Annotated in this window: 9 protein-coding genes and 2 tRNA genes; 7 read left to right on the top strand and 4 right to left on the bottom strand. The window is 71.9% G+C overall.

Annotated elements, in window-relative coordinates:
- Positions 1-239: 239 nt before the first annotated feature.
- A complete protein-coding gene (locus ACZ7BZ_RS18675; protein ID WP_030056266.1) occupies positions 240-653 on the bottom strand; it encodes an SsgA family sporulation/cell division regulator in 414 nt (137 codons plus the stop codon).
- A 436-nt stretch (positions 654-1089) separates the two neighbouring features.
- On the opposite strand from ACZ7BZ_RS18675, the gene ACZ7BZ_RS18670 reads away from it, so the two are divergent.
- Both ACZ7BZ_RS18670 and ACZ7BZ_RS18665 read left to right on the top strand, forming a co-directional pair.
- A tRNA-Val gene (locus ACZ7BZ_RS18670) sits at positions 1090-1161 on the top strand.
- A 211-nt stretch (positions 1162-1372) separates the two neighbouring features.
- Positions 1373-1444, top strand: a tRNA-Val gene (locus ACZ7BZ_RS18665).
- Positions 1445-1506: 62 nt separating this feature from the next.
- Here the strand turns inward: ACZ7BZ_RS18665 and ACZ7BZ_RS18660 are convergent.
- Positions 1507-2274, bottom strand: coding sequence for an exonuclease domain-containing protein (locus ACZ7BZ_RS18660; protein WP_465744660.1), 768 nt, complete (start codon positions 2272-2274; stop codon positions 1507-1509).
- 150 nt (positions 2275-2424) lie between these two features.
- Between ACZ7BZ_RS18660 and ACZ7BZ_RS18655 the strand changes: the two genes are divergently transcribed.
- The 4 genes from ACZ7BZ_RS18655 to ACZ7BZ_RS18640 all read left to right on the top strand — a co-directional run bounded on the left by ACZ7BZ_RS18655 (position 2425) and on the right by ACZ7BZ_RS18640 (position 6896).
- On the top strand, positions 2425-2979 hold the full coding sequence (locus ACZ7BZ_RS18655; RefSeq protein ID WP_470359230.1) for a DUF4365 domain-containing protein: 555 nt from the start codon (positions 2425-2427) through the stop codon (positions 2977-2979).
- A gap of 32 nt (positions 2980-3011) precedes the next feature.
- Complete coding sequence (locus tag ACZ7BZ_RS18650) at positions 3012-4178, top strand: hypothetical protein (protein WP_470359229.1); 1167 nt, start codon at positions 3012-3014, stop codon at positions 4176-4178.
- A gap of 96 nt (positions 4179-4274) precedes the next feature.
- Positions 4275-6254: a threonine--tRNA ligase gene (gene thrS, locus ACZ7BZ_RS18645; protein WP_465744666.1), complete on the top strand. Its 1980-nt coding sequence runs from the start codon at positions 4275-4277 to the stop codon at positions 6252-6254.
- Between the two features lie 81 nt (positions 6255-6335).
- Positions 6336-6896, top strand: coding sequence for an HIT family protein (locus tag ACZ7BZ_RS18640; RefSeq protein ID WP_380463861.1), 561 nt, complete (start codon positions 6336-6338; stop codon positions 6894-6896).
- A 76-nt stretch (positions 6897-6972) separates the two neighbouring features.
- On the opposite strand, the gene ACZ7BZ_RS18635 is transcribed toward ACZ7BZ_RS18640, so the two are convergent.
- Positions 6973-8619, bottom strand: coding sequence for a hypothetical protein (locus tag ACZ7BZ_RS18635; protein WP_380462571.1), 1647 nt, complete (start codon positions 8617-8619; stop codon positions 6973-6975).
- 199 nt (positions 8620-8818) lie between these two features.
- Here ACZ7BZ_RS18635 and ACZ7BZ_RS18630 point away from each other — a divergent pair, with 199 nt between their 5' ends.
- Positions 8819-9262, top strand: coding sequence for a thiol-disulfide oxidoreductase DCC family protein (locus tag ACZ7BZ_RS18630; RefSeq protein ID WP_380462570.1), 444 nt, complete (start codon positions 8819-8821; stop codon positions 9260-9262).
- Positions 9263-9305: 43 nt separating this feature from the next.
- Here the strand turns inward: ACZ7BZ_RS18630 and ACZ7BZ_RS18625 are convergent, their stop codons facing one another.
- Entirely contained in the window at positions 9306-11354 is a 2049-nt protein-coding gene (locus ACZ7BZ_RS18625) for an elongation factor G-like protein EF-G2 (RefSeq protein WP_470359228.1), read from the bottom strand.
- Positions 11355-11416: the final 62 nt, after the last annotated feature.

The raw sequence follows: 11416 nt of genomic DNA, 5'->3' as shown, positions 1-11416 counted from the left end.
CGGGGCCACAGCACCGCAGGCGCCCGGCAGCGAGGCCGGTCACCCGTACGGGTGACCGGCCTCGCTGCCGGGCGCCTGCGGTGCTGTGGCCCCGCTCCGGTGGGAGCGGGCCGTTCACCGGCCCCGAGACCGCGTCGTGCGCGGCTGAGTCCGCTGCCGTGCCCCCGAGTAGGACGGCTGCGATGACGGCAGGGAGTTCGGCCCCGCCGACAGCGGGGCTGGACCGCCTCCGGTCGGGGTCAGCTTTCGGCGAGGATGTGGGACAGCTCCCGGTCGAGGTCGAAGTGGCGGTGTTCGGTGCCGGGGGGCACCGCGGCGTCCGTCCGCTTGAGGAACGACTCAAGCGCTCGGGCCGGGGCCTCCAGCAGGGCTTCTCCTTCCGGAGAGCTCAGTGCGATGCAGACCACCCCTTGCCCGTGGCTGCGGGACGGCCACACCCGGACGTCGCCGGTACCGGTGGGTCGGTGCAGCCCCTCCGCGAGGAGATCTCGGGCGAACACCCACTCCACGGTCTCGTCGGCGCCCGTGTGGAACGTGGCGTGCACGGCGTAGGGGTCGGCGGTGTCGTAGCGCAGGCCCGCGGGGACGGGCAGTGAGGACTCGCTGGACACGATGAGGCGCAGGTGCAGCTCGCAGCTGACCGTGGTGTTCATAAGCGCCATGGCCTTTCGCTCAGTGTGCGCTCGGGGATTCGCACGTCGGCGAACGGACCATCCCACCCCCAAGACCGATGTAAACCCCTCTGTCCCGATTCGGGCGCGAGTCGTACCCCTTACGGCGCATTGCGGAATCGTCACGGAGTACCCGCCCGGGGCATTACCGGCGGTTCTTCTCGGTGCGGTTTCCGGGGTGACGTGTACGGGGTCATGTGGTCGGCCCGCAGGAGGGGTCGGGCGGGCCGGGAACAGGGGAGCGGGTGGTGCGGCCGGGCTCGACGAGTCGTGCGCGCGGGCGGGGCCGGTGGAGCGGTGGGGGCCGGGGCTGGACCGTACGGGCCGGCCCTGGTGCCCTGGGGCCGGGGGAGAGGCGGGCGGGTGGGCGGGGTGTTCGGAGCACCCTCCGGGATGCGGTAATGTTTTCCCTGCACCCGGGCGATTAGCTCAGCGGGAGAGCACTTCGTTCACACCGAAGGGGTCACTGGTTCGATCCCAGTATCGCCCACCGGAATGCATTGTGATACGTGAGGCCCAGTCGATTATCGGCTGGGCCTCACGTGTATTTCCGGAATCCATCCGGGGTAACGGCGGCAAATCCGTCTGAGGCTCAGTCATCTTCCGTCCGGAGCGGGAGATCTGTGGATGTGTCGGCCGTACTCCGGAAGACCGAGTTGTACGACTGCCCCCGAATGGTGCTACAGTTCTTCTCGTTGCCCGGGCGATTAGCTCAGCGGGAGAGCACTTCGTTCACACCGAAGGGGTCACTGGTTCGATCCCAGTATCGCCCACCGGACAGCACGCAGGCCCTGACCAGGAAACCGGTCAGGGCCTGCGGCGCGTTCGGGGCCGACTACGCGGCGGCCTCGCAACCGTGCTCGGGCTCCAGCCGTCGGCCGCAGACGCACCGGGCCGGGCGCAGCGGCCAGGAGAGGTCCACCCGCTCCGGCGTGCCCGAGCGGTCGAACCAGGCCTGCAGGCCCCGCGCCTGCGCCGCGTGCCAGACCGCCTGCCGCAGGTGCAGCTCCGCCGCCGTCAGCCCGCCGAGTGCCGCCGGGTAGCGGGCACCTATTCGCCGGATCAGGGACAGCGCCGCCGTCGCGTCCGCCGCCGCGTCGTGCGCCCCGGCGAGGTCCACGCCGTAGTGGGCGCACAGGTCGGTCAGCGTCCGGCGGCCCTTGCGGTAGCGGTCCACGTGCTTGTCCAGCACCCGAGGATCCAGCACCACGAGTCCGGCGCCGTCCAGCCCGGAGCTCAGTGCCAGTCCGTGATGGCGGCGCAACTCCCGGTCCAGCAGCGTCAGATCGTAGGGCGCGTTCATCACCACCACGGGTCGGCCGGCCCGCGCCTGCGCCGCCAGGGCGCGGGTGACCTCCGCCACCACAGTGCGGGCCGGGCGGCCGTGCGTCCGGACCTGCTCGTCGGTGATGCCGTGCACCGCGCGGGCGCCGTCCGGGATCGGCACGCCCGGATCGGCGAGCCAGGTGGTGGTCTGAGCCGGTGTGCCCGGGGCGAGTTGGACGACCAGGGCGGCGGAGACGATCCGGTCGGACTCCACGTCCACGCCGGTGGTCTCGGTGTCGAAGGAGGCGAGTGGGCCGGTGTACCAGTGCTGCTGCATGACTGCCCCTCAGGCGTGCGTTCCGCGCCCTGGTGATACCCGGTTCTGACGTCCGCTCAACCCGTTTGGCCCAGTCCCGACCGGGGATCCTGCCCAAGGGCGCTCCGTCCGAATCCGGGCGGGCCCGGAGCCGGGGGAGGCCATGGGGCGATGGCACTGACACAGCCGCAGCCCGATGGGGCGGCGGCCGCACTCAGGGGGAACCTCGCGGTCACCGCCTGCATGGAGACGCTGCAGGTCGGCTATCTGCACGCGGTCGCCGCGGCGGCCGGCTGCTCGCTCTCCCAGCCGTTCCCGGACAACGGCATCGACTGGCAGGTCAGCCACGGCTCCCGGGCGCACGAGGTGGACGACGAGGTCACCATCAAGATCCAGCTCAAGGCGACCCAGCAGATCGCCCCCGATCCGGCCGGGCCGTTCTTCAGCTTCACCCTGGACAACGACCACCTGCGCAAGCTCGCCCGTGCCCGGGTCGCCGTCCCGCGCATCCTGGTCGTGATGCTGCTGCCGCGCCGGGTCGACCAGTGGCTCCTGGCCCGCCCGGACGCCCTCGAACTGCGGCACTGCTGCTACTGGGTCAACCTGGCCGGTCACCCCGTCACCGGGCAGCGGCGCACCAACGTCCGGGTGCCCACCGACAAGGTCTTCGACGACCGCGCGCTCTGCGACATCATGGCCCGGGTCGGCGCGGGCGAGAGCCCGTGACCGCCCGGCCCCGGCAGCGAGGAAGCACGCCCATGACCCTGCCGCACGGACCGCAGGACCCGGCCCGGGCCCTGCCCGACCCGGCCACCGTCGACCCCGCGGTGCTCGCCACCCTGCTCACCCGGCACGGCTGGGTCCGGCGCGGCGGCCCCGCCGCCCGGTACGGCCGCTGGACCCCGCCGGACGGCGAACCAGGCACCAGTCTCCTCATCCCCACCGCGGACGGCTTCGACGACGCCGTCGAACTCCTCAGCGACGCCGTCACCGCGCTCTCCCGCTCCCGCACCCCCTCCGCCCGGTCGATCCTGCTCGCCCTCGCCGTCCCCGGCGACGAGCTGTGCTGGCGCCGCGAACTGCCCGGCCCCGCCGAGGCCGCCCCCTGGGACGACGCCGAGCGGCTCCAGCGGGCGGCACGCGCGATGCTCGCCGCGGGGGCCAAGGCCGGCCGGACCACCGCCGCCTACTTCGGCGCCCGGCTGGACGGCCCGGCCGGGGACTACCTGGACCGCGTCATGGTCGTCGAGCAGGGGGCCGTCGAACAGGGCGCCGCCCTCACCGCCTACACCCCCGCCCCCGAGGGCCGGAGCGCCGTCACCACCCTGGTCCGCGCGCTGGAGGCGCTGCGCGACGCGGTCGACTACCGCCGGGTCAGCGGCGGCCCCGAGGCCCTGGAGAACGCCGTCCGCTCCGGGGTCAGCCGGGAACTCGTCCAGTCCGTCGAGGACCTGGTGCGCGGCGCGACCGCCGCCCGGCTCACCGTCGCCTGGTCGCCGGCCGCCGGGACCCCGGGCGGCTTCGGCGACCGCCGGATCGAGCTCGACTTCTCGCCCGGTGACCTCCCCGCCCTGGCCGAGGCCGCCGACCTGCTGGAACGGCTCGAACCCGCCGTCGACGTCACCGTGATCGGCGTGGTGGTCCGGCTCAAGCGAGCCGACCCGGCCGGACCGGGCGCGGTACGGCTGCGGGTGCTCGGCGGCGTCGACGTCCGCGAACTCAAGGTGCGCCTGGCCGACCCCGACTACCGGCTCGCCGTCGAGGCCCACCTCTCCGGCGTCCCGGTCCGGGTCTCCGGCCGGCTGGAGCGGCGCGACGGCTTCCGCAGACTGACCCGGGCCCACGGCCTGGAGCTGTGCGGCTGGGCGGAGGGCGACCGCGAGCGGCTGCTCAAGGGGCTGCGGGACGGGGGAGGGCAGGCGTAGGCGACGCAGGTGCGCGGCGCGGGTGGCGCTCTCGGTACCATCGTCACGCGCAGCGCAGTGTTGCGTCCTCTGAATCCAGCACGTCAGGAGAGACCGGTGACGGACGTCCGGGTAATCATCAGCCGCGAACCCGATCGGGAAGAGCGCGTGGTGACGACGGGCACTACGGCCGCCGAGCTCTTCGCCGACGACCGCTCGATCATCGCCGCCCGGGTCGGCGGCCAGCTCAAGGACCTCGCCTACGCCGTCCAGGACGGCGACGAGGTCGAGCCGGTCGCGATCGACAGCAAGGACGGCCTGGACATCCTTCGCCACTCCACCGCGCACGTCATGGCCCAGGCCGTGCAGCAGCTCTACCCCGAGGCCAAGCTCGGCATCGGCCCGCCGGTCAAGGACGGCTTCTACTACGACTTCGACGTCGAGAAGCCCTTCCACCCCGATGACCTCAAGGCCATCGAGAAGAAGATGCAGGAGATCATCAAGCGCGGGCAGAAGTTCTCCCGCCGCGTGGTCACCGACGAGTCCGCCCGCGAGGAACTGGCCGCCGAGCCGTACAAGCTCGAGCTGATCGGCCTCAAGGGCTCCGCCGCCACCGCCGGCGAGGGCGCCGACGTCGAGGTCGGCGCCGGCGAACTCACCATCTACGACAACCTGGACGCCAAGAGCGGCGAGCAGTGCTGGGGCGACCTCTGCCGCGGCCCGCACCTGCCCAGCACCCGGCACATCCCGGCGTTCAAGCTGATGCGCAACGCGGCCGCCTACTGGCGCGGCAGCGAGAAGAACCCGATGCTGCAGCGCATCTACGGCACCGCCTGGCCGACCAAGGACGAGCTCAAGGCCCACCTCGACTTCCTCGTCGAGGCCGAGAAGCGCGACCACCGCAAGCTCGGCAACGAGCTCGACCTCTTCTCCATCCCCGAGGAGATCGGCTCCGGCCTCGCCGTCTTCCATCCCAAGGGCGGCATCATCCGCCGCGCGATGGAGGACTACTCGCGCAAGCGGCACGAGGAAGAGGGCTACGAGTTCGTCTACACCCCGCACGCCACCAAGGGGAAGCTCTTCGAGAAGAGCGGCCACCTCGACTGGTACGCGGACGGCATGTACCCGCCCATGCAGCTCGACGAGGGCGTGGACTACTACCTCAAGCCGATGAACTGCCCGATGCACAACCTGATCTTCGACGCGCGCGGCCGCTCGTACCGTGAACTGCCGCTGCGCCTCTTCGAGTTCGGGACGGTGTACCGCTACGAGAAGTCCGGCGTGGTGCACGGTCTGACCCGTGCCCGCGGCTTCACGCAGGACGACGCCCACATCTACTGCACCCGCGAGCAGATGGCGGAGGAGCTCGACTCCACGCTGACCTTCGTGCTCAACCTGCTTCGCGACTACGGTCTGACCGACTTCTACCTGGAGCTGTCGACCAAGGACCCGGTCAAGTACGTCGGCAGCGACGAGACCTGGGAGGAGGCCACCCGCGTCCTGGCGAGCGTGGCCGAGAAGCAGGGACTGCCGCTGGTGCCGGACCCGGGCGGCGCGGCCTTCTACGGCCCGAAGATCTCGGTGCAGGCGAAGGACGCCATCGGCCGTACCTGGCAGATGTCGACCATCCAGCTCGACTTCAACCTGCCCGAGCGCTTCGACCTGGAGTACACCGCGGCGGACGGCTCGCGTCAGCGGCCGGTGATGATCCACCGCGCGCTGTTCGGCTCGATCGAGCGGTTCTTCGCGGTGCTGCTGGAGCACTACGCCGGCGCCATGCCGCCGTGGCTGGCCCCGGTCACCGTGACCGGCATCCCGATCACCGACGAGCACGTGCCGTACCTGCTGGAGGTCGCGGCCGAGCTCAAGAAGCACGGGATCCGGGTCGACGTGGACACCTCGGACGACCGGATGCAGAAGAAGATCAGGAACGCGCAGAAGACCAAGGTCCCGTTCATGCTGATCGCCGGCAACGACGACGTCGAGGCGGGCGCGGTGTCGTTCCGCTACCGCAACGGCGAGCAGAAGAACGGCGTTCCGGTCGCGGACGCCGTCCAGGAGATCGTGGACGCGGTGAAGAACCGCATCCAGGTGTGACGCCGTAGGCGGACCAGCACGCGCGGGGCAGGCTCTTGATGAGTCTGCCCCGCGCGGCTTTGCAAGCACCGTCAGGCGAATATGCTGATCAGCATGACGACTGAGCCGGAACTGCAGCGGGGTGTCGGTGAGCCGGACGGCTTCCGCCGCCTGTGGACCCCCCATCGGATGGCGTACATCCAGGGTGAGAACAAGCCCACCGGCCCGGCTCCGGACGACGGTTGTCCCTTCTGCTCGATCCCTTCGCTGAGCGACGAGGAGGGGCTGGTCATCGCCCGGGGGAGCGCCGTGTTCGCGGTGCTGAACCTGTACCCGTACAACGGCGGGCACCTGATGGTGGTCCCGTACCGGCACGTGGCCGACTACACCGACCTCGACGAGGCGGAGACGGTCGAGCTGGCCGACTTCACCAAGCGGGCGATGACCGCGCTGCGCGCGGCCTCGGGGGCGCACGGGTTCAACATCGGGATGAACCAGGGCACGGCGGCCGGGGCCGGGATCGCGGCGCACCTGCACCAGCACGTGGTACCGCGCTGGGGCGGCGACACCAACTTCATGCCGGTGGTCGGCCACACCAAGGTGCTGCCGCAGCTGCTGGCGGACACCCGCAAGATGCTGGCCGAGGTCTGGCCGCAGGGCTGAGCGGCCCGGGCGTACGCGAAAGGGGCCTGGCCACCGACGAGTTCGGGTGGCCAGGCCCCTTTCGCGTACGTTCCGGTCAGCCGGCGTTGAACTCGTCGACCTTGTACGGGCGGCTGCCCTGCGCCTCGGACTTGATGATCGAGGTGCGGGTCTTGAAGAAGCGGTCGGCGTCGAGGTCGTGCTCCTGGAGGAACTCCAGGGTGGCGGCGTGGACCGCACTGAGCACCGGCACGGAGGCGTTCATCGCGTTGTCGACCATGGAGCGGTTGTTCCAGGCGGTGCCGACCCAGGAGTGCCGCAGTCCGAAGGGCTCGGGCAGGCCGAGGCCGCCGCCGAGCCAGCCGAGCAGGCCGGGCATCTTGTGGAAGGGGGCGCGGACGGCCTGGCGGACGACTTCGTCGTTGTCGATCAGGGGGAGCGTGACGGTGCGCTCCTCCCAGAACTTCACCGACTTGGGGATCTTCTTCTCCTTGTCCTTGGGCTTGTCGAAGAAGACGCCCTTGACCGGGCCGAGCGCGTAGCCGGCCACCGCGATGTTCAGCACGTTGGCGAGCAGGGTCACCGTGACGGTGAAGGTGATGACCAGCTTGCCGTCGTGGGTGATGAACTGGGTGGCCAGGTAGTGCCGGGGGCCGCCGGGGAAGGTCTGCTTGTCGGCGAGGCTCTGCACGGCGAAGTCGCGCATCCGCTCGCCGTCCATGTCGGCGCCGCCGGGGCGGCTGATCTCGTCGGCGCCCTCGCTGATGTCGAAGACCGCCCACTGCTTGATGGCGACATTGGGGATGCCGCTGTTGGCGACGTGGCTGACGCCGAGGCCCTTGAGGTGGGCGGAGATCCGGCGGACCAGGTCCCAGGGGTGGAAGGCGCGGAAGTCGGCGTGGCCCTCGGCGGGGTGGAGGGTGTCGGCCAGGCGCCACTCGCCCCAGCGGCGGCCGGCGCCGAGGATGCCCTTCGGGCCGGCGTAGTGGTGGACGTTGGTCTCCTGCTCGGCGTCCAGCCGACTGAGCCGGTCGCGCAGTTCGTTGGCCTTCTTGTCCAGGTCGTCACGGGGGACGGCCTTGGCGACGCTGGCGGCGACGGTGCTGCCCTCGACCAGGTTCTGCCAGCGGGTGCGGAGGTCCTTGGCGGAGCGCTCGACGATCCGGCGGGCGAGGTACCAGCCGAGGACCGGGGCGAGCATGGTGATCCGCAGGTAGATGCCCAGGACGCCCGCCGCCGGGGGGCGCAGCAGCAGGAAGCCGGCCAGGACGGCGGCCGCGATGAGGGCGAGGGCGCCGTAGGTGTCGGCGCCGCGGGCGTTGTCGCGCTTGAGCCAGGCGCGCAGTTGGAAGGCGCCGAGCCAGACCAGGGTGCCGGGGAGGAAGAGCAGGCCGGTGACGACGGTGACGGTGCTGAGCTGCCGGTCGCGGGCGTGCCGCAGTTCCTCGGCGGCCAGGCAGTGTTCGACGACCTGGCGGGTGTCGACGCCGAAGGACGGGACGAGGGGTTTGCGGTCGCCGCCGAGGGCACGGGAGATCAGCGCCTTGCTGAAGGCCTCGCCGAGGTTGGGGCGGAAGAGCGCGAAGCGGCCCTTCTTCGCCGTGACGTCGGTGACGTCCGTGACGAACTTGTCGATCTCGCCGTCGCGGTAGGCGGCCGAGGAGAGTGCCTGGGTGACGGCGGTCTGCGGGCCGGCGTCGGTCCGGGGTATCTGCGCACCCGGGGTCATGTCGAGTGTGGCCACGGTGGCGTCTGCTCCTCCCCTTGTCAGCGGCAGGTTACCGTGCCGTGGCACCCCTGCGCGGATGATCGTCTGAAGTACCGTCACGAACCGGTGCGTTCCGGCCGCACCAGGGCTTGAGAGGCATGATGCCCAGCTTCGGCGGGGTCGATGCCCGCGCGGGCCGACGGTGTCAGGTGGGGGAGGATGGAGGGTGGAGTCGATGAAGGGGGTTGTCGTGAAGGATCCGGTGCTGGTCTTCGACGGGGACTGCGCGTTCTGTTCGTCCTGTGTGCGCTGGGGGGAGAGGTTCCTGCGGCAGACCCTGGCCTCGGGTGGCTGGGAGTCGGTGCCGTTCCAGTTCGCGGACCTGCCGGCGCTGGACGCGGTGGCGGGCGGCCTGGGTGAGGTCTCGGCGGAGCGGGCCGAGCGCGAGGTGCTGTGGGTGACCCCGGCGGGCCGGGTGTACGGGGGCGCGCAGGCGGTGGCGCGGCTGTTGCTGCGCACCGGGGGCGCGTGGGCGTACCTGGGCGCGGTGTTGACCTTGGCGCCGGTGCGACCGGTGGCGGCCGTGGTGTACCGCTGGGTGTCGCGCAACCGGCACCGGATGCCGGGGGGCACGGCGGCGTGTGCGCTGCCGAACCGGAAGCCCGCCCCGTCGGTGTAGCGCCCGGCCGCTACACCGACGGGGCGGTCAGTCGGTGTGGCGGTCAGTCGGTGTAGCGCTCGGCCAGGGCGGTGGGCATGGGTTCGTGGCGCAGGTAGGCGCGGGAGAACTCGGCGGTGCCGTGGGTGAGCGAGCGCAGGTCGACCGGGTAGCGGACGAGTTCGAGTTCGGGGACCTCGGCGCGCAGCAGGGTCAGGCCCTGGCCGCCGACCTCGGTGCCGAGGACGTGGCCGCGGCGGGCCGAGAGGTCGCCGAGGACGGCGCCGAGGTAGTCGTCGGGCAGCAGGACGCTGACGGCGGCGACCGGTTCGAGGAGCCGGATGACGGCGTGCTCGGCGGCGTCGCGCAGGGCGAGCGCGGCGGCGTTCTGGAAGGCGGCGTCGGAGGAGTCGACGGAGTGCGCCTTGCCGTCGGTGAGGGTGACCCGGACGTCGACGAGCGGGAAGCCGGTGGCGACGCCCTTGGCGAGCTGGGCGCGCACGCCCTTCTCCACGGAGGGGATGAAGTGCTTGGGGACGGCGCCGCCGACGACGTGCTCCTGGAACTCGAAACCGGAGCCGGCCGGGAGGGGCTCGACCTCGAGGTCGCAGATGGCGTACTGGCCGTGGCCGCCGGACTGTTTGACGAGGCGCCCGTGGCCGGCCGCGGCGCTGCCGAAGGTCTCGCGCAGGGCGACCTTGGGTTCGACGGTGTCGACGTGGACGCCGTGGCGGGTGCGCAGCCGTTCGAGGACGACCTCGGCGTGGGCCTCGCCGGTGCACCAGAGGACGAGCTGGTGGGTGTCCGGGTTCTGTTCGAGCCGTAGCGCCGGGTCCTCGGCGGTGAGCCGGGTGAGGGCCTGGGAGAGCTTGTCGTCGTCGGCCTTGCTGCGGGCTTCGACGGCGATCGGCAACAGGGGCTCGGGCAGGGTCCAGCCGTCGAGTTCGACGGGGTGGCCGGGGTCGTGGACGGTGTCGCCGGCCCGGGCGGTGGTGAGTTTGGCGGCGCAGACGAGGTCGCCGGCGACGGCGTGCGGGACGGGCCGCTGGAGCTTGCCGAAGGGGCTGGTGAGGCCGGTGACGCGTTCGTCGCCGTTCTGGTCGGCGGTGTGGGAGGGGCCGACCAGGTGGATCCGGCTGTCGGGGCGCAGGGTGCCGGCGTACAGGCGCAGCAGGCTGATCCGGCCGACGTAGGCGTCGCCGGTGACGCGGACGACCTGGGCGGCGAGCGGGGCGTCGGGGTCGCAGTCGGGGGCCGGGCGGGTGCGTTCGGTGGGGTTCGGGAAGGTGTGGGCGATCAGGTCGAGGAGTTCGGCGGCGCCGAGGCCGTCGTGGCTGGTGGGGACGGCGGGGTGGAGGGCACAGGCGAGGACTTCGCGGCGCAGGCCGGCTTCGAGGGCGTCGGTGTCGAGGGGGTCGCCGGAGAGGTAGCGCTCCATGAGGGTGTCGTCCTGGCCGGAGATGGCCTCGACGAGGCTGTCGTGGGCGGGGCCGGTGTCGGGCAGCGGAGTGGCCTCGCCGTAGGTGTCGCCGGTGAGGAGGTCGACGCTGCCGTCGGGGTGCCCGTCGTGGAGGACGGGCAGGAAGAGCGGGCGCAGGGTGTCCGGCCCGAGTTCGAAGGCGTCGTGGCAGCTGGTGAGGATGTCGTCGAAGCCGGTGCGGGCGAGGTCGAGCTTGGCGACGGCGATGGCGCGCGGGATGCCCTCGGCGGCGCACTCGCGCCAGAGCGCGCGGGTGGGGGCGGTGACCGGGTCGGTGGCGGAGACGACGAAGACGGCGGCGTCGGCGGCGTGCAGGGCGGCGCGCAGGTCGGCGGCGAAGTCGGGGTGGCCGGGCGGGTCGATCAGGTTGATCTTGACGCCCTTCCACTCGAGCGGGAGCAGCGAGAGCTGGACGGAGCGCTGCTGCTGGTGCTCGATGGACTCGTGGTCGGAGACGGTGGTGCCGTCCGTGACGCGTCCGGCGCGGCCGGTGGCGCCGGCGGCGAGGGCCAGGGATTCCGCGAGGGTGGTCTTGCCCACACCGCTGGAGCCGATGAGGACGACGTTGCGCAGGTCCTGCGGGCCGGTGACGGCGGGTGCCTGGCCGGCTCGGCCGGTGCTGCGGTCGGGCATCGGGGTCTCCTCCCGTGGCGCCGAGGCTGTCCTTGGCAGTCTAGGGTCGGGGCGTGCCGGGC

It is taken from the genome of Kitasatospora sp. NPDC036934 (assembly GCF_055608425.1).
This window is presented reverse-complemented; position numbering and strand designations above follow the sequence as displayed.